The 25,561-nt window shown below is 41.7% G+C and carries 18 protein-coding genes; 8 read left to right on the top strand and 10 right to left on the bottom strand.

Annotation, left to right across the window (positions count from 1 at the left end):
• Positions 1-64 precede the first annotated feature (64 nt).
• Complete coding sequence (locus CWC16_RS02105; RefSeq protein ID WP_138540311.1) at positions 65-1,294, bottom strand: glycosyltransferase; 1,230 nt, start codon at positions 1,292-1,294, stop codon at positions 65-67.
• Entirely contained in the window at positions 1,294-2,271 is a 978-nt protein-coding gene (locus CWC16_RS02100) for a LacI family DNA-binding transcriptional regulator (RefSeq protein ID WP_138540310.1), read from the bottom strand. Before CWC16_RS02100 ends, CWC16_RS02105 begins: the two co-directional genes overlap by 1 nt.
• 165 nt (positions 2,272-2,436) lie before the next feature.
• On the opposite strand from CWC16_RS02100, the gene CWC16_RS02095 reads away from it, so the two are divergent.
• A complete protein-coding gene (locus CWC16_RS02095; protein ID WP_138540309.1) occupies positions 2,437-4,902 on the top strand; it encodes a S9 family peptidase in 2,466 nt (821 codons plus the stop codon).
• Positions 4,903-4,970: 68 nt separating this feature from the next.
• Positions 4,971-5,588, top strand: coding sequence for a LysE family translocator (locus tag CWC16_RS02090; protein WP_138540308.1), 618 nt, complete (start codon positions 4,971-4,973; stop codon positions 5,586-5,588).
• A 50-nt stretch (positions 5,589-5,638) separates the two neighbouring features.
• Here CWC16_RS02090 and uvrA read toward each other — a convergent pair whose 3' ends face one another.
• Positions 5,639-8,221 (bottom strand): excinuclease ABC subunit UvrA, encoded by a 2,583-nt coding sequence (uvrA, locus tag CWC16_RS02085; protein WP_138540307.1) that lies wholly within the window; start codon positions 8,219-8,221, stop codon positions 5,639-5,641.
• 183 nt (positions 8,222-8,404) lie between these two features.
• Here uvrA and CWC16_RS02080 point away from each other — a divergent pair, with 183 nt between their 5' ends.
• The 3 genes from CWC16_RS02080 to CWC16_RS02065 all read left to right on the top strand — a co-directional run bounded on the left by CWC16_RS02080 (position 8,405) and on the right by CWC16_RS02065 (position 11,253).
• Entirely contained in the window at positions 8,405-8,812 is a 408-nt protein-coding gene (locus CWC16_RS02080; RefSeq protein ID WP_171037612.1) for a hypothetical protein, read from the top strand.
• Positions 8,813-9,450: 638 nt separating this feature from the next.
• On the top strand, positions 9,451-9,726 hold the full coding sequence (locus CWC16_RS02070) for a hypothetical protein (protein WP_138540306.1): 276 nt from the start codon (positions 9,451-9,453) through the stop codon (positions 9,724-9,726).
• 447 nt (positions 9,727-10,173) lie between these two features.
• Positions 10,174-11,253, top strand: a complete 1,080-nt coding sequence (locus tag CWC16_RS02065) for a serine hydrolase domain-containing protein (RefSeq protein ID WP_138540305.1) — start codon at positions 10,174-10,176, stop codon at positions 11,251-11,253.
• Positions 11,254-11,875: 622 nt separating this feature from the next.
• Here CWC16_RS02065 and CWC16_RS02060 read toward each other — a convergent pair.
• Complete coding sequence (locus CWC16_RS02060) at positions 11,876-13,459, bottom strand: tetratricopeptide repeat-containing sulfotransferase family protein (protein ID WP_138540304.1); 1,584 nt, start codon at positions 13,457-13,459, stop codon at positions 11,876-11,878.
• A 92-nt stretch (positions 13,460-13,551) separates the two neighbouring features.
• Complete coding sequence (locus tag CWC16_RS02055; RefSeq protein ID WP_138540303.1) at positions 13,552-15,969, bottom strand: TonB-dependent receptor; 2,418 nt, start codon at positions 15,967-15,969, stop codon at positions 13,552-13,554.
• A gap of 412 nt (positions 15,970-16,381) precedes the next feature.
• On the opposite strand from CWC16_RS02055, the gene CWC16_RS02050 reads away from it, so the two are divergent.
• Positions 16,382-17,482, top strand: a complete 1,101-nt coding sequence (locus CWC16_RS02050; RefSeq protein ID WP_138540302.1) for an NADH:flavin oxidoreductase/NADH oxidase — start codon at positions 16,382-16,384, stop codon at positions 17,480-17,482.
• A gap of 78 nt (positions 17,483-17,560) precedes the next feature.
• On the top strand, positions 17,561-18,739 hold the full coding sequence (locus CWC16_RS02045) for an MFS transporter (RefSeq protein ID WP_138540301.1): 1,179 nt from the start codon (positions 17,561-17,563) through the stop codon (positions 18,737-18,739).
• Positions 18,740-18,814: 75 nt separating this feature from the next.
• Here the strand turns inward: CWC16_RS02045 and CWC16_RS02040 are convergent, their stop codons facing one another.
• The 4 genes from CWC16_RS02040 to CWC16_RS02025 all read right to left on the bottom strand — a co-directional run bounded on the left by CWC16_RS02040 (position 18,815) and on the right by CWC16_RS02025 (position 23,027).
• On the bottom strand, positions 18,815-19,672 hold the full coding sequence (locus CWC16_RS02040; protein WP_055014469.1) for an EamA family transporter: 858 nt from the start codon (positions 19,670-19,672) through the stop codon (positions 18,815-18,817).
• A gap of 219 nt (positions 19,673-19,891) precedes the next feature.
• A complete protein-coding gene (locus tag CWC16_RS02035) occupies positions 19,892-20,641 on the bottom strand; it encodes a FadR/GntR family transcriptional regulator (RefSeq protein ID WP_004587131.1) in 750 nt (249 codons plus the stop codon).
• A gap of 355 nt (positions 20,642-20,996) precedes the next feature.
• Positions 20,997-21,989, bottom strand: a complete 993-nt coding sequence (locus CWC16_RS02030; protein WP_138540300.1) for a Gfo/Idh/MocA family protein — start codon at positions 21,987-21,989, stop codon at positions 20,997-20,999.
• Between the two features lie 36 nt (positions 21,990-22,025).
• A complete protein-coding gene (locus tag CWC16_RS02025) occupies positions 22,026-23,027 on the bottom strand; it encodes an AraC family transcriptional regulator (RefSeq protein ID WP_138540299.1) in 1,002 nt (333 codons plus the stop codon).
• Between the two features lie 101 nt (positions 23,028-23,128).
• Between CWC16_RS02025 and CWC16_RS02020 the strand changes: the two genes are divergently transcribed.
• The gene (locus CWC16_RS02020; protein ID WP_138540298.1) at positions 23,129-24,739 is read left to right on the top strand and encodes a GMC family oxidoreductase; all 1,611 of its coding nucleotides are present in this window, start codon (positions 23,129-23,131) and stop codon (positions 24,737-24,739) included.
• On the opposite strand, the gene CWC16_RS02015 is transcribed toward CWC16_RS02020, so the two are convergent.
• The gene (locus CWC16_RS02015; RefSeq protein WP_138540297.1) at positions 24,734-25,558 is read right to left on the bottom strand and encodes a class I SAM-dependent methyltransferase; all 825 of its coding nucleotides are present in this window, start codon (positions 25,556-25,558) and stop codon (positions 24,734-24,736) included. The genes CWC16_RS02020 and CWC16_RS02015 overlap by 6 nt on opposite strands.
• Positions 25,559-25,561: the final 3 nt, after the last annotated feature.

Raw genomic sequence — 25,561 nt, 5'->3', positions numbered from 1 at the left:
GGCTAAAACGCCCATTTGTAATGGGCGCGATTTTAAACACAAATTTGTAGGAGTCTAGTCATTTTTAATCTAATTTTTTATTTTTTTCAGCAATCCATTGCGCCATATATTGCGTACTGCGCATAGTATGGTGTTTTAACATTTGTCCTGTGAAGTTTTTTTCCCTATGCGCTTTTAAATCCTTGCTTATTGAGTCAATTTTATTAATTAACCCCGTGCTTAATTTTACTTTGTCGTACAGGGTATTAAGTAGTGTTTTGCCAGCTTGTTGCGCGTGTTCAAAATCGGCTTGATTGGTGTAAAGCTCAACGGCTGCATTTGCAAAATCGTCGGTATTATTAGCCACTTTACCAGGCCAGGGTAAATCGTTGTGCATTCCCTCTGCACCAATATTAGTGGTAACGCTGGGCGTTTGCATTATCATCGCTTCTAGCAGCTTGCCTTTTATACCTGCGCCAAAACGAAGCGGTGCTAAACACACGCGTGCGCTTTGCATTACCTCATAGGCATCGTCGGCCCAGCCTTTTATTAAAAACCCCGTTTTAGGGTTATTAAGTGCAGTTGCTTTTGGGGGCGGGTAAGAGCCATAAATGTGTAGCTCGGCTTTTGGTAATTGCTTGCGAATAAGTGGCCATATTTTTTGTAAGTACAGCACGGCATCCCAGTTGGGGGCATGTCTAAAGTTACCTATGGTCATAAAGTGCGCGCGTTCAACAAAGCTTTTTGTGGTTTTAGGTAATGCACTTAAATCGACCATAAACGGTAAATGGTGTAATAAGCTTGGTTCGACCTTAAATACACTATTGAGCAATTCCATTTCGTAGCTTGAAATAATTAAGCTGAGGTCGCAGCGCAAAATAGCCGCTATTTCGCGTTTTGCTATGTCGGAATGTAAATCGCTGGTGGTAAACTCGCGCTCGCCTTTATGCGCTTCGTGGCGCGCATTTCGTAGGCATTGTAAATCTTCGGTATCGAGTATTTTAATGGCATTAGGGCAATGTTTGTCTACACGCCAGCCAAATTGCTCTTCCATCATAAAGCGGTCAAACATCACTATGTCTGGGTTGTACGCTTTAACGTACTCATCAAAGCTTTCGCAGTTTAGGGCTATGCTTTGGCTGGTAATACCGTACTCATCTAGGTTTACCATGTGCTCGGTGCGTTGTGCTGGGGTGGCAAATTCTACTTGCCAATTTTGCGCTTTAAACGCGTTTAATAACGACATCATGTGCGTACCCGCAGCAGACGAATTTGGCTCTGGCCATACGTAACCAATTACCAGCACTTTTTTCATTACGGTGTTTCTCTAATTTGTAAGTTTACATTTACCAGCGTTTTTACTGGCGCTGTGTGTGTTTGGAGTTGTTCTTGCAGCACTAAAATACTGCGTTTAGCAAGCTCTTGTGTGCTTATATTGGCGCAAGTAAAGCGAGGCTGCATTTCGGTAATATCAGGAATATGTAAGCAGCTCACTATATTGTTTTTTAAATGCGGGGCGGCGCTTAAAACGCCATGTGCAATAACAGTGTTAGCGCATACTACCGCGTCAATACTCGGCTTATTAAGTAATGTGTTACTAAATACTTGCTTAGCATGTAATGGGGTGCTTTTTGTGCACGTAATTGCAGGCTCGGGGGTTATATTGTGTTTTTGACACGCGCTATTAAAGCCACTTAATAAAGCCTGTGCCGATAAGCTTTCATCCCCCATAAACAGCATGCTTTTAGGCGACTCATTTATTAGCTGCAATGTGACTAGGTGGCTTGCTTTAGTGTAGTCGGGCAAAACACACGGGGCTGAGCTGTAGGGCACTTCGTGCATTAGGCTAATGACAGGGTAGGCAGTAGTAAGGTTGTCGAGCCACTGTGCACAGGTATTTGCCACAGGGCACATTATAAATGCAGCTACTTTGTATTCTTTTAAATTATTTATTAGCTGCGTTTGGCGCTCTACACTGTTGTTACTACTAACAATAATGGCTTGAAAAAAAGCCTCGCTTAATGCCTGCTCTATACTTTTAGCAAGCAATGCCATAAGTGGGTTTGTTAAATCGTCAATTACTACAACCACTAGGTTAGTCCGCCCAGAGCGCATAGCTGCAGCATCACGATTATACACATAGCCTAGCTCTTCTATGGCTTGTAACACTTTTTGTTTGCTTTTATCGGCTACCTTATTGCTGTGCGTAAGCACCAGCGACACAGTCGATTTAGACACCCCCGCGTGGTGAGCAACATCAAAAATAGTGACCGATTTAGCTTTATTAGGCATGGAATTTTAAGCGCACAGTAATGAGTAAATAGCTGCGTAGTGTAGCGTATATAATGCATTTAAGTCATCTTTTAGCCCTGCAATTTAAAGCTTAATACTTTATGAACAGAGCAAAACATGTTTATATACCTTTTATAATCTTAAAAATAACAAAAGGATAAAAACATGAACGCATTTAGGCTGTTAGTTGCCTTTATTTGTTGTGTTGTAATAATGCCAAGCAGTTATGCTGAGCAAGGCTATCAAACACCTTCGCCAGAGCTTGCCGCTGTGGTAGATGCCAAATTAGCACCGACTAGTTTTTTATCGAGCGATGGTCAATGGCTTGCTTTATTTGAGCGAAAGCGCGTAGTAACACTAGATGAGCTTGCCAAAGATGAGCTTAAGCTTGCGGGTATTAAACTTAACCCTGCTAACTTTTCGCGTTCACGTGTTAGCGCAAAATACAGCGCAGTTGAGCTAAAGCACGTGCAAAGCGGCACGGTTATTAATATTAATAACTTACCAAGTGGTATTATTCGCTCACCCAAATGGTCATCAAACAGTAAGTATTTAGCGTTTGTTGTAGAGCAACAAAACCAAGCAAATTTATGGCTTTACAGTGTAGAGACAAAGCAAGCAAAAATGCTCTCAAACGCAGCGCTTAACTCGGTTATTACCGCTACGCCCTACCAATGGCTGCCCGATAGCAGCGCACTGGTTGCAAATTTAGCGGTTAATATAGGTAAGCCCGCGCTTAAAAACAGTAGTCAAAATGTAGTGCCTGTTATACAGCAAAGCACAGGCGAAAAAGCCCCTGCGCGTACCTATCAAAACTTATTAACCAGCCCTTTTGACGAAGCGCAGTTTAAATTTTACGGCCAAGGGCAATTAGCTTACGTAACGCTTGATGGCAACACACAAGCCATTGGCAGCCCTGCATTATTTAAGTCATTTTCGGTATCGCCCGATTCAACCAATATATTAGTGGCTGCGATAAACGAGCCGTTTTCGTACCAAGTACCGTACAGCCGGTTTGCGAGTACGTGGCAAATATGGGGCATGCGCGGTTATGCATTAGCCGAACTTGTAAAACAGCCACTTGCCGATAACATTCCGCAAGGCTACGACAGTGTTCGCACTGGCCGACGCGACTTTGAATGGCGCGCGGATCAAGGCGCAGAAGTTATTTGGGCCGAGGCGCAAGATGGCGGCGACATGAAAACCGATGTTAAGCACCATGATTATATTTACAGCCTACGCGCGCCGTTTAAACGCGAGCCTAAGCTGTTTGCTAAAGTAGAGCGCCGCTATGCTGGTATAGTTTGGGGCAATCAAAATATTTCCATCCTTAGCGACTGGCGCTTTAGCGACCGCCAAGTGCGAACCTATGTTATTCAACCACGCAATGCAGACAAAAACCGTGTGCTTTTTTCTGAGCGAAGCTATAACGATGCGTATAAAAACCCAGGTAGCTTTATATACGAGCGTAACGATTTAGGCGCCAACGTGATTAAAATTGTTGGTGGGCGTTATATGTACCTGCGCGGCAATGGCGCATCAGAGCAAGGTAATATTCCGTTTTTAGACAGGTACGATGTAAAAACAAATAGCAGCAAGCGTTTATGGCAATCACAAGCTCCATACTACGAGCGCGTTCGTGCATTACTTGACGATGAAGGCGAGCGCTTTATAACTGTGCGAGAGTCTAAAACCGAGCAACCTAACTTTTTTATTCGTGATTTAGATAACGATACACTTACCCAATTAACTAACTTTGCTCATCCGTACCCTGCATTTAAAGGCGTGACAAAAGAGCAGCTACGTTACAAACGTGATGACGGAGTTGAGCTTTCTGGCACGCTTTATTTACCGCCAGGTTACGATGTAACCCAAGGCCCGTTACCCGTACTTATGTGGGCATACCCGCTTGAATACAAAGATAAAGCCGTAGCATCACAAGTGCGTGAGTCGCCATACGAATTTACCTACATTGGCTATTGGGGCCCGATGCCTTACCTTGCAAAAGGTATTGCCGTATTTGACGACCCTAAAATGCCAATTGTAGGCATTGATGGCAGTGAGCCAAACGATAACTTTAGAAAGCAGTTAGTTTCAAGTGCACAAGCAGCGGTTGATGTATTGGTTAAAAAAGGCGTTGCCGATAAAAACAAAATAGCTATAGCAGGGCATTCGTACGGTGCATTTATGGTGGCAAACCTATTAGCACATAGCGATTTATTTAAAACCGGTATTGCCCGCAGTGGCGCGTACAACCGTACGTTAACGCCGTTTGGTTTTCAGGGTGAAGAACGTGATTTTTGGCAAGCTCAAAGTGTATACGCTAATATGTCGCCGTTTTTTCACGCTGAAAAAATCAATGAGCCAATGCTGATGATCCATGGTCAAGAAGATCCGAATTCGGGCACCTTCCCAATGCAAAGTGAGCGTATGTACGCTGCGCTTAAAGGCCTAGGTAAAGACGCTCGTTTAGTAATGCTTCCTTACGAAGCCCACGGCTACCGCGCACGTAAAAGTTTATTACATGTACTGTGGGAACAAGAGCAGTGGCTAGATAAGTATTTGATAAATGATACAGCAGAGCCAGTAGAAGTAATTACTGAACCAGTGGCAAGTACTGGGCAAGAGTAATCACATAAGTAAGCAGCAACGCGGCTACTTATAGCCGCGTTTTTTTGTTTTTAATACAAGGTAATTTAATGATTGATGTAGCAGCACTTGCGGTTTTTATTCCAACGTTCTTTTTTGTGTCTATTACTCCAGGTATGTGTATGACCCTTGCCATGACACTCGGCATGAGCATCGGTGTGCGCCGAACCTTATGGATGATGATAGGTGAGCTATTAGGCGTAGCAAGTGTTGCCGTTGCTGCGGTACTCGGTGTAGCAAGTGTAATGCTAAATTACCCTGATGCGTTTGCTATTCTAAAGTGGGTAGGCGGCGCGTACTTAATTTATATTGGCGTAAATATGTGGCGCGCTAAAGGTAAAATGTCGGTTAATACACACAGCCCAAGCGATGTAAGTAGGCAGTCGCTTTTTACGCAAGGGTTTATTACCGCTGTTGCTAACCCAAAAGGCTGGGCGTTTATGATTTCACTACTCCCACCGTTTATTAATGTTGATCAGGCCGTTGCGCCACAATTAGTGATTTTACTTAGCGTAATTATGGTAACCGAATTTGTAAGCATGTTAGCTTACGCAACGGGTGGTAAAAGCCTGCGTCTGTTTTTAGCCCGAGGCGATAATATTAAATGGATGAACCGTATAGCAGGCAGTTTAATGATGCTTGTAGGCGTTTGGTTAGCCTTAGACTAATAAAAAGAGCCCTAGGCTCTTTTTATATTATGCATATTGCTTTTAACATTTTAATTAGCGCGTGCGTCATTTAACTGCGCTTTTAAAAATGGTGCCGTTTTACTTTTTTGTGATTCAGCGACGCTTTCAGGTTTACCTTGTGCAACTATTACTCCGCCTTCGTCGCCGGCTCCTGGGCCAATATCAATAACCCAATCACTGTTACTGGCTACTTGCATATCGTGCTCAACCATAATCACGGTGTTGCCCGCATCAACTAAGCCATTTAACTGTGTCATTAACATAGCTACATCTTTTGGGTGTAGGCCTGTGGTTGGTTCATCTAAAATATAAAGCGTATCGCCGCGCTGTGTGCGTTGCAGCTCTGTGGCAAGTTTGATGCGCTGGGCCTCGCCGCCCGAAAGCTCAGTAGCAGGTTGGCCTAAACGTAAATAGCCAAGGCCCACTTGTAAGAGCGCATTGAGCGCACGTAAAATAGCGGGCTCATCGGCAAAAAATGTATGCGCAGACTCAACGGTTAAATTAAGTACATCGGCAATGGTTTTATCTTTATAGGTAATCTCGAGTGTTTTTTGGTTGTAGCGCTTGGCGTTACACACAGGGCAAGGTGAATACACGCTAGGTAAAAATAACAGCTCTACGCTTACAAAGCCTACGCCTTCGCAATTTTCGCAGCGTCCTTTTTTAACATTAAACGAAAAACGGCCCGCGTCGTACTTACGTGCTGTTGCCTCTTTGGTATTGGCAAACAGTTTTCGTACGTGATCGAACAAACCCGTATAAGTTGCAAGGTTTGAGCGAGGTGTGCGGCCAATGGCTTTTTGATCAACCGTTATTAGTCGCTTTATATGCTCAATGCCCCCTGTTATTTGCCCGCCGGTTGTTATATCGAGCTCTTGCTCGAGCAACTCGGCTTCATCGGTAGGTATTTGTGGCTGCGATTTTAGCCCTAGTGCGTCGTAAACCAGCTCAACAAGCGCTTGGCTTACTAAGCTTGACTTACCTGAGCCAGATACTCCTGTAACACTTGTAATAACCCCAAGCGGAAATTCTACATTAAGCTTTTGTAAGTTATTACGCTCAACATTTTTAAGCGTAAGCCATGCTTTTGCTGGGCGTTGTTTACTTTGAATTTGAGCTTGCTGAGATTCGTTATTTTTAAATAGATACTGGCTCGTGTGTGAGCGGCTAATTTGCTTTAAGCCCTCAACAGGGCCGCTATAAACAATATTACCGCCACGAGAGCCCGCATTTGGCCCTACATCAACCACCCAATCGGCATGGCGAATAACACTTACGTCGTGCTCAACCACAAACACTGAGTTACCCGCCGCTATTAGTTCATCTAATGCGGCTAATAATGCTTGCGTATCGGCAGGGTGTAAACCTGCCGAAGGTTCATCTAATACATACACAACGCCAAATAATTTTGAGCGAATTTGCGTTGCAAGCCTTAAGCGTTGTAATTCACCAGGCGATAGCGATGGGGTAGTGCGCTCAAGCGATAAATACCCTAAACCAAGTTTGGTGAGTGCTTCAACGCGTTTAAGAATGTCGTCTGCTATACGCTTTGCAACTATGGCTTTTTCGGGGTTTGCTGCGTTACTTTTAGCGGGGTTACTAGCGGCAAACCTTAATTTATCTGCCAGCTCATTAAGCGTTAACTGCGAAATCTCACCTATATCAAGCCCTGCTACTTTAACCGATAACGACTCTTTTTTAAGCTTTTTACCTTCGCACTGCGGGCATTGTGATATTTGCATATACTGCGATACGCGCTTTTTTGTGCGTGGGCTTTGCGTACTGGCAAACGATTGTAAAACAAAGCGTTTAGCACTTATAAATGTACCCATGTAGCTGGGGCTTTCTTCATTTTTAATAGCCGCTTGGGTTTGCTCAAGCGTGTACTCAGGAAAAACGGGCACTGTGGGTGTGTCGTCGGTAAATAAAATCCAATCACGGGCTTTTTTAGGTAGGGTATTCCACGGTTTATTAATATCGTAGCCTAACGAGGTGAGAATACGGCTTAGGTTTTTACCTTGCCAAGCTGGCGGCCATGCGGCTATAGCGCGCTCTTTAATTGATTTAGTAGGGTCGGGCACTAACAGCTCTTCGGTTACGTTAAATACACGGCCAATACCGTGGCATTCTGGGCAGGCGCCTTGTGGCGTATTAGGCGAAAACGCATCGGCGTACAGTATGCCTTGCCCTTTGGGGTATTCGCCTGCGCGTGAGTAAAGCATTCGCAGCGCGTTAGAAATAGTGGTTACACTACCCACCGATGAGCGTACCGAGGGTGCACCACGCTGTTGCTGTAATGCGACCGCGGGTGGCAGTCCTTCAATTGAATCTACATCAGGCTCGTCTACCTGATCGATTAATCTGCGTGCATAAGGGGATACCGAATCAAGATAGCGATGCTGCGATTCGGCAAATAATGTTCCAAAGGCAAGCGATGATTTACCCGAGCCTGATATACCGGTAAAAACAACAAGTGAATTACGGGGCAAGTTTACATCCACATCTTTTAAGTTATGAACACGCGCGCCTCGTACTTGAATGCTGTGCTCTGGGTTTAATAAAGTCGATTGCGCATTACTAACCTCATGTGACTTTTTAGGTGTGGTTGCCATGTAATTTACTCCTGTTTAATAACCGTGTGTTTATTAACGTCCTGCAAAGTGTTAATACTAATGGGGTGTCACTGAATGAGCGCTTAGTTAATTTACTGAGCGTTTAATAGAGTGTTTACATAATAGGTAAAAACTGCGAGTATAAATTTTAATCAAGCAGCTAAATTTAAAAGGGCTTTAATTGTGGTAAAAATTGTAGGCAGCTTTTTATTTTTATTAATACTTAGCGGCAATGTGTTTGCAGCGCAAAATAATGTACTAAACGTAGACCGAGCCATACCAAATAGCATGCAGTTGTCGTTTCCAAACGATAACAATATAACGCCCAAAAAGTCTGACTTTTCAATTGTAAACTATGTACTTATGAGTAACGAAATAGGAGAGCGTTGGGCGGTTATTACCCTTACTAATTTAGCTTCTGGCAAGCGTGAACTTAATCAGGATCATTTATTAGCGCTGTTTGCAGATGGCAGCAGGCTAACACCAAGTGAGTTTAAGTTAGGCTTTAATGGCAACCAAACACAGTCGGTAACGATATCGTTTGCTGAGCATAAGTTTCCTATTTTAAGTGTGTATTCGAGCAATGATTAGTAACACATTTTTAGATAAACTAAATGTGTAGTAATTGCTTTAGTTTATCGGCACCGGCTTTGCTGGTGCTTAGCTCAGATTTAATATCATCATTTACAATCACCATCAATTTGCCGTTAACTGTTTTGTAATAATGTTCATGACTGTATTCCTTATCAAAAAATAGGTGTTTGGCGTTTTGTTGATAAGAAATTTAGCGAGTTTTTTAACCTGCTTCATTAATGTTTATCTGAATCGACATTATTTACAGTTGAACCGACACAAAAGTAAATAAGCGTTGTGGTGGGGTGCTCAAGCTAATTAAATTGAGTTTTTAAAAGGGCCGCTATGAGCAGTCATTGAGATTGGATAAATATAATAGTTAATTTAGTGGTCAAACTGTGCTTTGCGCATATATTCAAGAAAATGAGCGACGCGCGCATATTGTTCTATTAAACTTTTCTTTAAAGTTTAGAAAACTTAGTGATAGTAATACCTTAGGTTATTTGTTAAAACATATATTATGTAGAAAAATGAACGTGGCGTCGGCAGAAATATACGCGATGAGCGCACTATTAAATTGTTACGTGTCTGACGAATAAGGAACCAATATGGAATAAAGCCTTAAAGTTGATTTAATTAAAGTGGTTTTAACTAAATTGAAGGAAGAAGATCCAGAAACTTACTCAAAGATCACATCCTTTATAGAGCTTATTAAAATTGATGATGTTATAAAAGATCGATACAGCATACTTTTCCTATTTGATTTGTTTTCTTTATTTGAGAGAGGCGTATTAAATATAGATACAGTTATGCATGAAGTAAAATTCCTTGAAGGCGTGGAAGATACAAGTAGAACAAAAGAAGCCTCAGAATTTCGTCGTCCGCCATTACAAGGACTTTGGCACAAACATTACTTTGATGGAAGCCTTTAAGCACTTGCCCAAAATGCTAAAAATGCACTTAATAATTATGGAATGCCTTATGTTGAAGAAAAAGTTGAGGAGGCTCGTTCAAGCAATGAAGAGCGGTTTATGACACTAGAAGTATTCCTCACATTGTAAATGATGTTATTACATCTAATTTACAACGACGCCAAAGCGATCAAAAAACAACAGGAGAATGGTTGGTATACGCAACCCATGAAAATTGTAAATATTACCTATGCTTAGCTAAACATGATGATGGAGACGAAAACATTCGCAATAAAATAAATTCTTCATGCATCCATGAATTTCCATTTTTACAGCAAGTTTTACCCTGAAACTCACATTACACGTAACAAGGCGTTTAAATCGCCTTCGGCTGGGACGGCAAAAAGCGCCGCCCTTTAACGCGGCGTTGGCTGATTAAGTTGTGCCTCAGTCAAGGAAGAAGAAATAATGAAAAAAAAAATAATTCAAGTTTTTCTGATTTCACTTATCTATTTAGCAAGCACACCTGTATTTAGTGGAGTTCATTCTCAAGATAATAAAGACGCTCTTGTAGACAAGTTAAATTTAATATTATCAAAGCAAAAAGAAGATCAGCCAGGAGTTAGTGTTTTAGTTAAAAAAAATAATGAAATTATTTATCAGTTAAGTAAAGGGCTTGCTAACAAAGATAAGAATTATCCGATTCGATCTCATACAGGGTTTAGAATTGGCTCAATTAGTAAACCTTTTACTGCATTGGCAATTATGCAGTTAGTTGAGCAGAAAAAGGTTTCTCTAGACGACCATATAACCAAATACATTCAAGGGTTACCCACCGATTGGAAAGATATTACGATAAAGCATTTACTATCTCATAGGGTATATATTTCTGACGACTTCTTCTCAGACTCAAACCTAAACTTAGCAAATTTATCGACAAACCAAGATGTTATAAAATTTATTTCCTCAAATAAAATTAAGGTTAAATCACAAACTTTCGATAAAGCGATTTATTGTAATAGTTGTTACGTATTGTTAGCTGAAGTAATTGCAAAAGTTAGCGGAGTTAGTTTTTCCGATTATTTGAGTGATAATATTTTTATTCCTGCAAATATGAAAAATAGCTATATTGTCGAGAAAGGCGTCACTATTAAACCGAATGACGCCCTTAATTATGCTAAAACGGAATCTTTTTTTGGAATAAATCAATATACCACTGGAGCAATGGCACAAGTCAGTAGTATTGAAGACCTTGATAACTTTATAGTTGCATTGAAAGAGGGAAAAATTATTAGTCAAAAGTCGTTAAATTTAATGACTAAAGTTCATAGTGATGCAGGTGATGATGGCACCTTTGGTTTAGGTTGGATTATAGGTTGGGGTGAACAGCCTTTTTATTCTCATGGCGGTTCACAAGATGGCTATCAAACAGAATTATTTTTTCATCCGAAGTACGATCTTGAGATTATTATTTTAACTAATGGCGGTGATGAGACTTATGAGCTTCAAGCAAAGATAATGAGAGCAATTATTACCCACTATAATTAAACATTGTTTAATGCTGCCTAACAAGGGGTTTCAAGTCGGACACGTAACAGCTTGCTCGGTTTCACTTCGTTTCACATTTTAGCAAGCTATTACTCGCTGCTTAAAACGGCGTTAGGCATACCAAAAGGCACGGATGTTATTTAAAATTTTCGTTACATTACCAATAGCAATTACTTTTATTGGTTTATTATACCGTTCAACTTTGTATTGGTCATTTTCTGTAGTTCAAGGAGAGCCATATGGCGGTGGAGATATAATAGAAATGCTATTAGCTCTCCTGTTAATACTTTCATCATTTCTAGGCCTTATTTACACTTTAATTTTGCTTTTGGTACCAAAGTACCGGCACTATTTTAAAGCATTAAAATTAGTCGTAATATGCATAAGCTCCCCTATTTGTTATTATTTTTTGCACGCATTAATGCCTAAATTGATGTAGGGTAAGCCTAACAAATAACTAAAATCATAAGTGTCTTTAATTGGCACTTTCCAGCCACTCGACAACATAAAATGAGATAATAATTGGCAAGGTATTTTACTGTGTCGGATGGCGCTTCGCTTATCCGACCTACACTTACACAAAGCTGCTTATTTGGATTCTGCCCTGCCCAAAATAAAACGTTTATTCAACACTTATACCTTGGCTTAAAAGGTACTCAACTGCTGCATCAGTATGGGGTTTAAACGCCTTCCAACGGCCAATTGCTTTGTTATTAAGTGGTTGGCGTACTTGTACTTTACTGGCCGTAGATACCGGCGCGGTGTTTAAGTGAAAGTCTATACATTGTGCTTGCCACTCTAAATTACAAAAGCTGACTAGCTCTTTTATTTGCTGCTCGGGCTTTGCGACTAATTCTTCGTATTTTACTAATTTTATATTGCTATGTAGGGAGCTAAAGTGCTGCATGAGTTTGTAAAAGCGGCTATAAAATTTGGCTGTGTCGAGTAAGTCTAAGGAGTAAGCATAATACGGGTTATTAATGGTAAATAACTGGCGAAAGTTACCAATACAGGTGTCCATTGGGTCGCGCAGCATACAAATAATTTTAGCGTTTGGCAGCGCTTTAGTAATTAAGTCGATATAAAAAAAGTTAAACGGGAGTTTATCTATAAAGTGTTTATGGTTGCCAGTGGTTACGCGTGTTGCGTTTAAATAGGTTGTCCCAAGCTGATTAAAATCAAGCTCGTAGGCTTTAGTGAGTGTTTGAGTATCGAGTACATGGGGTGTTTGTGTTTGGCTTAACTTTTTAACGCTTAGGCCAAAGTCTTGTAACTCACCGGCAGATTGTACGTCGCTGTGGCTCGATAAAATACGCTCAACCAATGTGGTACCAGAGCGGGGCATACCTAATACAAAAATAGGCTCTGGCGTTGGGTTTCCTTGTGTTAGCGCGTGTTGATGCTGCTTACTTAAATGTTTAATGTGTTCAAATAATGCGGTTGAGCTTTTATGATCAAATGGCTGCATAGCACGTTTTGCTACTTTACCTTGCTCTAGGCTTTTAAACGCATTATCAAACTCACCTATGTCTTGGTACTCTTTTGCAAGTGCGTGGCCAATGTGTAATTTTGCATCGGGATTAGTGGTTTGCTCAGCTACGGTTTTTAAGCGCGCTATATGATTAGATTGCGCGGTGGCTTTGGTTAAGTCACTTAATGCAAAATGGCTTTGGTGATGCAGCGGGTTTAGAGTAATGGCGCTTTCAAAGGCATTTTTGGCTTGTTCAAATTGGCCTACAAATTTAGCGCTTACCCCTAAATTATAATAAAACTGTGGTTGTGGTTTATTTGCGTGTTTGGCCAGTTCAATTGCGCAGTTAAAGTAATTTAGTGCGTGTTCGTGAAGGCCTGCTTGTGTAAGTGCAACACCTAGGGTGTCGGCATCAAGCGGCTTTTTTATTTGCTCAACGGGTATTGCTAAAGCGGTGTTTTTGGCTTTAGTTAGCTCGCCTGTAATTGCGTAACACTTTGCAAGTTGGGCGCTGTATTCAATGCTTTTACCAAAGCTAAGGGCTTTTTCTATTAGCTTTATGGCTTTGTGTATTTGCCCTACGCGTAAATTAACCATGGCCAGTAAAAAGTAGCCATCAGCAAAGTCGGTTTTTTGAGTCACCAATTCAACTAATGCTTTATGAGCAAGCTCAATATTGCCTTGGTTTAAATGTTTAATTGCACTTTGATGAAGTTGTTTTAAATTTGGCTGCATTGTTTAATTTTTATTATTTAGTTACGCGTTTATAAAGAAAAAAGGCTCAAATAAATTTGAGCCTTACAACATTGTTTAAAAGTGACTATAAATTATATTTCAAATTTGTAGTTAAATTTAACGCCTACCGTAAGCGGGCGGTTAATATAGTGGCCGTAGTTACGTTGTATGTCGGCACCGTTTGCAGTTGTTATGTCTGCATCTGAGCGACGAACTGATGTAAATGCATATTTATTAAATAGATTATCAACATAAAGAGTTGTTGACCACTCATCGGCTGTTAACTTAGCAGAAATATTACTTAAGCTATAACCTGGTAGTGTTTCACCGCTGTCATGCAAACCTACTTTTGAAAGTACATCGCTTTGCGCGGTTAAACCGTAGTTAATATCAAGGGTTTTGTCGCTAAATACATCTGTTTGATAGTTTACACCCATTGAGAACTGATGCTCTGGCGAGCCAGGTAAACGGTCGCCGTCTTCTGCGCCATCTGTGCCATCGGCATTAAATAAAAATGGTGCATCTGAGGTTAGCTCTGCTTTTGTATAAGCATAGGTTGCGTACACGGTAAACGAGTCAGATAAAATAGCACGGGTAGATAGCTCAACCCCTTTTGCGTTTGCACTGCCTGCGTTTGAAAGATAAGTTAATTGGCCTACATCAGTAGCGCCCGTAATTTGTGCATCATCCCAATCTACGTTAAATAACGCGGCGTTAAAGTGTAGCTGGCTTTTAAGCCAGGTGCTTTTAAAGCCTAACTCGTAGTTTGTTGTAGTGTCGGCTTCAAATAATAATTCGTCAGGTTTACCACAGCCTGTTTGTTGATCTTCAGGGATTGGATCTGGGCAAGACACTAAACCGTTTGAGCCGCCAATTCTAAAGCCTTCACTCACTGTTACATAAGCCATTACTGAATCAGTAAATTGATATTTAGCATTAAATTTAAATAAGTTACCGTTATCGCCGGCTTTGTCTTTTTCGTAAGCAACGGTGATTGCATCAGGGTCTGCATCGCCATAAAGAGTATTTGCAAGCGGGAAGTCAAAAGCCGCTTGCGACTCTACGTCGTATTCGTAAAAACGCGCACCGATAGTAATATCTAACTTTTCGGTAACTTGATAGCCAACTTCACCAAATAGTGCGGACTCAGTAACTTCACTTTTTGTAAGCTCTAAGTATTCTAATGAGTCAGGTCTTAGCTGCGCGCCGCCAAAGTTATCGATAGCGAATTGGTCAAACCCAGGTGTAAACTCTCTGCTTGATGCTTCTGTTTCGGTTTTGTTGTAAAACGCGCCTACAATCCAATTTAGGTCGCTGTCGCTTTGCGATACTAAACGCAGCTCTTGCGTTAAGGTATCTTCTTCATCAACCTCTCGGGTAAATGCTGAGAATGAAGGGAACTCTTCATAACCGTAATCTAGGCGGATAAGTAAATCGGTTTGGTCGCGTTGGCCGTCGGCATCAAAGCTCGAAATACCGGTTGCCGATACAAGCTCTGCAAAACCTAAGTCGGCTTTTAGCTCGAGGCTTAGTAGTTGATCTTCTTTTTCGCGCGGCTCTTCATAACGATAAGCCGACTCGTACTTACCTACAATATCGCTTAAACCGTTATCATCGTTTAGGCTGTTGTAATGAACAATTGAACGGCCTTCGCTGTCTTGGTTTTGATAAAAGTAATTAAGCGTTCCTTCAAATGTTTCGCTTGGTTTGAAGCGTACCGAAATGCGCCCAGTCGTGGTGGTTTCGCCGTTAGCATCTTCAACATTTTTAATATTGTTGTTTACTTCGTCGGCGTTGCTCCAATCAGGGTCCGGTAGCGATACACCTGGTTCGCGCACTGTATAAGCATAATCAATAAAGCCTGGGTCTTCGTATACGTTTAAGCTTGCACGTACAGCTAATTTATCTTCAATAATTGGCAGGTTAACAATAAAGCCACCTTCGCCGCCTAATGAGTCACTTTCTTGGGTTTGAAATAGGTCACCAAATACTTCTACTGAGGTAAAATCAAGCTCTGGCTCTTTAAGCATGTAACGAATTGCACCGCCGAGTGTTCCCGCGCCATATAATGTGCCTTGTGGCCCAATAAGTACTTCTACGCGTTCTATGTCGACTAAACGCATATCTACAGACACTGGAATTTCGTTAACGTATGTGGCTACGGTACCACCATCTGATGAGGGACCTGACGAGTTTGTGTTTAAACCACGTACAATAATTGGCGAGCCTGAGCGACCACCTTGATCGGTAATTGTTAAACCAGGTACCCAACGCGCTACATCGGCTAATTCGCCAATGTTTTGATCTTTCATTACATCGGCATCAAGTGCGGTAATGTTTAGCGGTGCATTTTGTACAGAGCCGCTGCGTCTGGTTGCTGTAACTTCGATTACTTCGAGCGATTTGTTTTGAGCTATGACTTCTTCTTGCGCCACTGCAGAATTAGAAAATATAAATGCGCCAGATACAGCGCTCGAAATAGCCAAGGTTAGTAAGCTTGGTTTAAACATAAAAAGTGATCCCCAGATTTAAAATTTAACACCAGTTAATATAGGTTAATTAGTTTATCAGGGAGTTAAAGTGGTGGGAATGCCAAAATGAATTTTAATTCACTTTTTTAGAATAAATATAGGTTGGCTTTAGCAGAAGATAATATAAATATGTATAACATCCAAACAATTGGCTAATTAAGGTACAAGCGAGCATGTTTTACTCGTTGAGTAAATGTAAATAGCCGCTCACATTGTTTTATTACCTAAATGTGTTAATACAGTTAAAAAACCTATAAGGCCCTGTTGAATATTTTACTAAACAGCATTTATTCACGTTTTAGCACTATAAAAGTGAAGTTTGATCCCCATTAACCCTTCATACCGTAAGCTATAGCATTTCGTACTAAAGTACGCGTATTAAGGAATATTTATGAGCCAATTATTCTCACCTTTAAAGCTCGGTGAACTCACTCTAGACAACCGTATTATTATTGCGCCTATGTGCCAGTATTCAGCACACAATGGAGCTGCCAGTGATTGGCACACCATTCATTTAGGGCAATTGAGCTTAAGTGGTGCCGGGTTATTAATATTAGAAGCCACCGCGGTAAGCCCAGAGGGGCGCATTAGTTACGGCGATTTAGGGCTTTGGAACAGCGAAACCCAGCAAGCATTAAATAAAAGTTTAAAAGCGCTTAGACAATATAGCCCAATGCCTATTGGTATTCAGCTTGCGCATGCTGGGCGTAAAGCATCTACGGAAAAACCATGGGATGGTGGTGGCGCATTAAGCCCAACGGATGAAAACGGCTGGCAAACGCTCGCGCCTTCAGCAGTTGCGTATGACGATAATAGCCCAGTCCCCAAAGCTATGAGCCAATCCGACATAGACTCATTAATTAAAGACTTTGTTAGCGCGGCTAAACGTGCTGATGAGCTAGGCATTGATTTAATTGAGCTACATGCTGCACATGGTTATTTGTTACACCAGTTTTTATCACCTTTAAGTAACAAGCGCGATGATGAATATGGCGGCAGTTTACAAAGCCGTATGCGTATTGTGTTAGACGTATTTAAAGCTGTGCGCGCAGAGTTTAACAGTAGCAAACCCGTGGGTATTCGTATTTCAGCGACTGATTGGGTTGAAGGTGGTTGGGATTTAGAGCAATCAATAGCGCTTGCCAAGGCACTTGATGAGCTTGGTTGCGATTTTATTCACGTAAGCACAGCAGGGCTAAGCCCAGAACAGAAAATACCAGTAAAACCTAACTTTCAGGTGCCATTTGCAACGGCTATTAAAAAGGCCGTTAGCATGCCTGTTATAGCCGTTGGTTTAATTACCGAGCCACAACAAGCCGAAAATATTGTTAGCGAGCAGCAAGCAGACGGCGTGGCCCTTGCCCGTGGTATTTTATATAACCCGCATTGGCCTTGGCCTTGGCATGCCGCAGCCGAGCTTGGCGCAACTGTTAAAGCACCAAAGCAGTATTTGCGCTCCAGTCCGCATGGGCAGCCTTCACCAATTAAGTAACTTATATTTTTACATTTACCATGCCTACCCGCTGCATTTATTTGCAGTGGGATTTATTTTTATCAATTAGAGTGTTTCATGAACCAAACTGCTGCACACCCTGTGCAAATAAGTAATACCTTAGTGAGCATTATTGCGTTGTGCTGTGGCCTTATTGTGGCAAATATTTACTATGCCCAGCCAATCATTGAGTTATTAGCGCCCGATGTTGGCTTAAGTGCACATAGCGCAAGTTTTATTGTGTCGCTTACTCAAATTGGTTATGCGTTAGGACTGTTTTTTTTAGTGCCATTGGCTGATTTAGTCGAAAACAAACGCTTAATGCTAATTACCTTAGCGATAACATTTTTAAGTTTAATAGGCGTAGGTTTGGCGCAAAGCCCAGGTGTAATGCTAGTTTTATGCTTACTCGTTGGGGCAAGCTCTGTATCGGTGCAGGTATTAATACCGCTTGCTGCGCATTTATCGTCAGATGAAAAACGTGGGCAAGTACTGGGTAATATAATGGCGGGGCTGTTATTGGGTATTTTATTAGCGAGGCCAGTTTCAAGCTTAATAGCCGATCATTTTGGTTGGCGAGCTGTATTTTACTTTGCCGCAGGTTGTATGGCATTTATAGCCAGTGTTATCTATTTTGCGATACCGAGCAGGCAACCAACACAAAATACAACGTACTTTAAGTTATTAAAATCGCTTAAGCAGCTAATAATACTGCAGCCAGTGCTGCGTCAACGGGCGCTGTATCAAGCGCTTATGTTTGCCTCTTTTAGCTTATTTTGGACCAGTGTACCGGTTGTATTAGCCAGAGAGTATGGTTTATCGCAAACACACATCGCGCTCTTTGCGCTTGTTGGGGCCGCAGGTGCTATTGCGGCCCCCATTGTTGGGCGTTTAGCCGACAAAGGCTATACACATCAGTTATCGTTATTGGCAAAAGTGATTGCCGCAGCGTGCTTTTTACCCAGTATATTTGAGCTACCACACGGCGTGATTATTTTAGCGCTTACGGGTATGTTTATTGATTTTGCTGTGCAGGCAAATATGGTGCTGGGCCAGCGAGTGGTATATTCATTAGAGCCACAAAGCCGTGCTCGCTTAAACGCCATTTACATGACCAGTATTTTTGTAGGTGGGGCGCTTGGCTCGTTAATAGCAAGTCCACTATACGAAGCTGGTGGCTGGCAAAGCGTGGCGTTAGTGGCAGCGGGTATGCCAGTTATATCACTAATCGGCTATTTAATAACAAGTAGAAGGTAGCGCGATATAAATCATAAAAGGGTTTATTATTTAAGAGGCCAGCGAAGTTATGTGCCGGCCTTTTTACAGAAGCGATTATTGTTTTTTAACACTCGAAAATGAGCTACCCACCGAGGCTATAATCACCAACAAAATAGCCAACCATTGCCACAGGGTTAATAACTCGCCAAGTATAATAAACCCAGCAAGGGCAGCAAATGCAGGCTCTAAACTTAGCATAATACTAAACCCTTGAGCGGGCATATTGCGCAGGGCAACCATTTCAAGCGTATAGGGCAGCGCGCTTGATAAAATAGCAATGCCAATGCCCAGCGGTATTACACTCCATGTAAACGCACTGCTTTGTAATATGCCGCCATAAGGTACAAGTACAATGGCTGCAACAGTCATACCCAAAGCAACCGTTGCGCCGCCCGAGCTTTGCGTGCCTGTTTTTTTACCAAATAAAATATAGGCTGCCCAACAGGCACCAGCACCTAGCGCAAGTACTACGCCTATTGGATCTAGGCTCTCTTGGCTACTCATATCCGGTAGTAATAGTAAAATACCCGCAATGGCACACGCTACCCAAAACAAGTCGCGCTTTGCGCGTGAGCTAAATAACGCCACAGCGAGTGGGCCGGTAAATTCAAGCGCAACACCTATTCCTAAAGGGATACGTTCAATGGCGTAATAAAATAAAATGTTCATTCCGCCTAAGCTTAAACCGTATATTACAATTGAAAGTCGATTACCTTTAGCCGGCAGCTTTTTCCATGGTTTAAATATTAAACACAGAATAAGTGCAGAAAAGCCAAGCCTAAGCGCGGTGGTGCCTTCAGGTCCTATAATCGGAAATAACTGCTTAGCAAACGAAGCGCCAGATTGAATAGTGATCATGGCTAAAATTACGCACACAAGCGCGAGCAAAAAGTTTTTAGTGGATGATTGCATTGTTTTCCTTGGTAACAACCGTCTAGTTTTGCGCAGTGTATCTGTTTTTTATTAGCTAAGTAATAGCTTATATGGCGTACAAATTAAATTTGGGAGGGAGTAACTAATATGTGCGATGAATTAGCGTAACTACTGATGAATAATCAAAAGCATAAGCTGGGTGCCTTAAAATAAAAAAGCCAGCGAATAGATCACTGGCTTAAAAACGTTTAGGTTGTTTTAGTGTGTTTTGCTGGCACTTTTAACTAGGCCATCTAAAGAATAAAGGCCACGTTTTTCATCGTTTTTACGTTTTATCTCTTCAAGCGCACGTGCTTCAACAGCATCAAATAATGCATTAATTAAACGGTTAAAGTGTTTATGCATTGCCGTTCGTGCGGCGCTTGCATCGTGGGTTTGCAGCGCATTATAAATAGCGGTGTGCTCATCCATTACGCAATCGTTATTGTTTTTACACACACTGCCGTAATCAGCCACAATTTGTGAATTGTTTAAACGTAAATCCCATAAATTTGCCACCGCATACTCAAGGGCTTTGTTACGTGTAGCTCGCGCTATTATTTCGTGAAACTCGCGGTCTGCTTGTTCTACATATAAGCCTTTTTCCATGGCTATTAGCGTTTGCTTTAATTGAGCTAGTTCTTCATCGGTGATTGATTGAGCGGCAAGTGCGGCTATTTCACCTTCAATGAGTGCGCGAGCTTGGGTTAGTTCAAACGCGCTGATCTCTTTAGTTTTTACAGATGTTTCTTGTTGTTCTATGACATAGACGCCAGAGCCGGTTTTAACCTCTACGCGGCCTCGTACTTCTAATGCAATAATAGCTTCACGAATTGTTGGGCGGCTTACGTCAAACATGTCGGCAAGTTCTCGCTCTGGTGGTAAACGACTCCCAGCAGAAAACTCTCCTTGGTTTATCAAAGCTTCAACTTTATCAACAATGCGCCAAAATAAGCGACGGTTTCCCATATTCTACCTTTATTACCTTAAGGAATAGCGGCTAATAGGCCTCAATAGCCTAAACCTACTGTTATTAGCAGAGGTTACCCCAAAATTCACTATTATGTCAAAATTCTAAAGTGTTGTAACGGTCATATAATGTTATAAATGAGTGTTAACCTGTTTATATTACCAATTTAGTATAAATTTTAATAATTGGCTAGCTTGATTGGTCATGTTTTTATGTGGTAAATTAGCTTTACTCTTTTAGTAAAGAGAAGTTAGGGCGTATTAATTATCTGTACTCGATAAAAATAAGTAAGCCGATAATTTTATATTTGCCCTAACCTTGATTGCCCACGGATGGGGGTCAACTTTAGTAAGCTTAAGCGCTTGTGTCATTAGGGTAAACGACCCCAAGCTGTTTTCTTGCGGTATCAAGTACGTTCATTACGTCGCGGGCAAGCTTATGTGTATTAACATCTGACTCTAGCTTTTGCGCGTTGGCGGTTTGTATAAAGTGCGCAACTTCGTACTTCATAAAGTGCTCATCAAACTCATCAGAAATAACTTCAACTTCTCCGCTATTAGAAACAAACTCTATGTGTTTTAACTGCGACACGGCATGTATTCGCAAACGGCCGCGCTCGCCTTGTATTTCGGTAATGTTATCGCCTTGAGAAACTTTTGAATAGCTAATAACGGCTTGTTTATCATCGTAATTTAATAAAACATCGCCTGCGCCATCTACGCCCGTATCTAATAGCACACCACTGGCACTCACGCGCTGTGGGGCGCCCCAAAGCGCGATAAGTAGGTAAAGTGGATACACGCCTAAATCGAGTAAAGCGCCATTGGCAAATTCGGGTAAAAAGGTATTTGGACGCTCGCCGTTTTTGTATTTATCGTATCGTGATGAGTATTGACTGTACTGCCCAATAAACTTGCGCGGTGTACCAATTTTTTCAAGCGCACTTTTAAGTCGCGCAAAGTTTGGCAAATGCGTGGTCATCATTGCTTCCATATAAAGGCGCTTATTGGCTTTGGCTGCAGTTAAAATAGCATTTAGCTCTTGGCTATTTGCAGCTGAAGGTTTTTCGCCTAGTACATGTTTGCCTGCCTCTAGGCACATTACTGCATATTGCTTGTGTAGGCTGTTTGGCGCTGCAATGTAAAGCGCATCAACATTAGGGTCTTGGCATACCTGCCCAACAGAGGTGAAAATTTTTACATCGGTATTGGGGTGATTAGATAAAAAGGCTTCGCCGCTTGATTGCTTGCGAGAGCACACACCGTATAAATTAAATACAGGTAACGTATTAGCTGCGTTTAATAAGGTATCACTAATAAAATTTGTACCTACAATGACAAAGTTCATGCCTGCTCCTTAGCTTAAATAATAAGAGCCGTTACTTTAACATTTTTTAGCCCTGTATGCGCGTGGAGAGTCGCCAAACCAGCGTTTAACACTTGCGCATAAGGTTGCTTGTTCTTGGTAGCCCAAAAGCATTGAAATAGTGCTGATAGAATAGTGTTTTTGTAATAAATAATGCGCCGCCAGCGCACGACGTGTGGTGTCTTTGAGCTTTACAAAACTGGTGTTATGTTTTGCCAATTCTCGGTGCAAAGTACGTGGGTGCATGTTAAGAGCCGCAGCGATAGTTTGATTTGAACACTGATAAATAGGCAGCATTGGTCTTATTAATGCGCTTACTTGGGCAGGCAACGAATGGCTATGCGCACCGCGTTTAGCTAAAAAGCTTAACGCGGCATCGGTTTTATTGAGGCTACTGTGGCTAAGTTTAATTGATAAGTCGGCTTTGTTTATTACAATGCCAGCGCTATTCCGATGCTCTATTACTTTACAGCCAAAATAGGTTTTGTATGCGTGTGTATTAGCAGGTAGCTTTTGCGGTAAAAATACAGTGCGGGGCTTGCACTGATTATTACTTAATTTCTTAATTATGCTCATGGCTAAGCCTAACGTCAGCTCTATCGCTTGGTTTATTTGTGGTAGTGGCTTTAAGTTAAATTCAAATGATAAAAATAAGGTCTCGTCATTATCTAATGCGTGGGTTGTTAAACATAATGCTGGACTGTGTAAGTGTAAATATTTTACAACCCAATCGAGCGCTTCTTTTAAGTCAGTGCCACTTTTAGCGGCTATGGCTATGTGGCCTAAAATATCAAAGTTTTGTTTATTTGCTAATTTAAGTCCAAAGCTTGGGCAGTTAAGTGTGTGGCTGCAGTATTCTAATAAGTTTGCGTAGCTGAGGTAGGGTAAATAGTGGTTTTCAAGGTTGTTAAAGTCGACATTGACCTTACATTTTTCCAGTATGCTTGCTGGCTCTGCACCAAGCTCTTTAATTAACGAATCGATTGAATATAAAGAGGTGGCACGTATTGGGCTGCTCATACACTGGCGCTGTAAATTAAAAGGGTGTCTAAAAATATCAAGTTTTGTGGCGTTAATCTATGCACTATAGTGTTTTGTGCAGTGTTAATTTAAAGGTGCCCATGGTTAAGCAGACATTCGATTATATTATTATTGGCGCAGGCAGTGCAGGATGCGTGCTGGCTGCACGCCTATCAGAGGATCAGCATATAAGTGTATGTTTAATCGAGTCGGGCGGGAGCGATAAGAGTGCTTTAGTACAAATGCCCGCGGGTATAGCGGCCAGTGTGCCATATGGCATAAATAGTTGGCATTATAATACGGTACCGCAAAAAGCGCTAAATAACCGATGTGGCTTTGTGCCACGGGGTAAAGTACTTGGTGGGTCTAGCTCTACTAATGCCATGGTGTATATACGCGGTAATAAATACGATTACGATAATTGGGAAAAAAATGGTAACCCTGGATGGGACTATAACAGTTTATTACCGTACTTTATAAAAGCCGAAAATAATAAAACATTTAATAACGCGTTACATGGCACGCAAGGGCCATTGCATGTACAAGAGCTAACTGAGCCAAGTGCTGTAAATGACTGCTTTTTAAACGCCTGTGTTGAGCAAGGAATACAGTTAAACGACGATATAAATGGCGCTGAGCAACATGGAGCACGGCTTTCGCAAGCTACACAACATAATGGTGAGCGCTGCAGTGCTGCTAAGGCGTACTTAACACCAAACTTAAACAGGCCAAATCTTAGCGTGTATACCCACAGTCACGTTAACAAAATTATAATCAATAACAATATTGCTTGCGGGGTAGAGCTAGAACACGGCGGTAAAACCACGACGTTGTTGGCAAAAAAAGAAGTGCTTTTAAGTGCTGGGGCGATTAACTCCCCTCAGTTGTTAATGCTATCAGGCGTTGGGCCTAAAGCGCACTTAGAGGCGCATAACATTGCGCTTAAGCATGCACTAGAAGGCGTTGGGGCTAACTTGCAAGATCACCTAACTGTGGTGCCTTTATGTAAAGCAAATACAGCAAAAGGCACCTTTGGGGTAAGCGTTAAAGGCGCTGCAAGTATTATTAAAGGATGTGCGCAGTGGTTTAATAATCGTAGGGGAGTGTTAACCAGTAATTTTGCTGAGTCACATGCGTTTATTAATGTGTTGGATAATTCGCCCGCGCCAGATATTCAACTTGAGTTTGTTATTGGGCTGGTGGACGATCATAGCCGCAAGATTCACCGAGGCCATGGCTATAGTATTCACAGCAGTATTATGCGCCCCAAAAGCCGAGGGACAATAAGGCTTGCCAATAGCAACCCACGCAGTGCGCCACTTATCGACCCTAATTATTTAAGCCACCCAGATGATTTATCGCTTATGCTTGCGGGGCTTAAAAAAGCGTTACACATTTTGCAAAGCAGTGCCTTTGATAAAATTCGGGGCAATATGGTTTACCCGCTTGATGTAAACAACGATGCCCAACTTATAGAGTTTATACGCCAAACGGCCGACACCGAATACCACCCTGTTGGCACTTGTAAAATGGGTAACGACAAAATGGCGGTAGTCAATAGTAAGCTACAAGTTCACGGTATACGCAGCCTAAGGGTTATTGACGCTTCGATTATGCCAACCATAGTAACAGGTAATACAAATGCGCCGGTTATTGCCATTGCTGAAAAGGCCGCTGATTTAATTAAATTGAGCTATAAGACAGGGTTATAAGGTGCGGTTGTAAAAGTCAGTAAGCCACGCCTGCCAGTCATCTTCTAGTTTAAGCATTTGTTGATGCTTTTTAGCGTTAAGGTGTTTGTTTTCATCTTCGGTGGCAATAAAAGGGCCTACCCGACAAAGCGAGCAATAATTTTCACCTAAGTACGCAGGTTTTTTAAGGTGAGTGCTTAGCTTGTCTGTGTGTAGCGAGGTTGCTTTAGGCGTAAACACATACGTAATGCCGCTGGTGTCTTTTACGTGCTTATCACGGTCTACATTTCTTATTTTATAGCCATCAAACTGGTTAATATCAAAAGGCATTTGGCCCGCGTATTTAGCTTCAAGGCCAATACTTAAGCTGCCTTCAATATTCCACTCGCGGTAGGGCTTTACATCTTTTGAGGTTATGTAGCATAGCATAGGGCCGCTTTTGTCGAGCGCATAATGGTTAGCATATTTAATAAATTGATGAAGCAGGGCACGATTAAGCACGTTCATACTGGTTTTCTGCGTGTTGCTTTCAAATGCTTCGCGCCCTACAAAGGCAGGAATAAGCGGAAACTGAAAAATAACCACATCAAAGCTGTGTTGGTGGGCCGCTAATTTTTGCCAACATAGTGGGTCAGTTACATCAAAGCTATTAATAACTTTAACATTGCATTTTTTTAAACTACTGAGCGCATTATGTTGGTATTTTTGCTCTATTGTCTCGGCGCTATCATAAGTAGATGCGACTAACTTTGTCGGTTTTATATGGTTAACCACCGCATGTGAAAACGATAGATCGCCATCGCCTACGGTGAGAATTCGCCAATTAGGATTTAAATACATAAC

This window comes from Pseudoalteromonas sp. S3776 (assembly GCF_005886915.1).
Taxonomy (GTDB): Bacteria; Pseudomonadota; Gammaproteobacteria; order Enterobacterales; family Alteromonadaceae; genus Pseudoalteromonas.
Note: the sequence above shows the minus strand (reverse complement) of the source record. Positions and strands in the feature narration are given on the sequence as shown.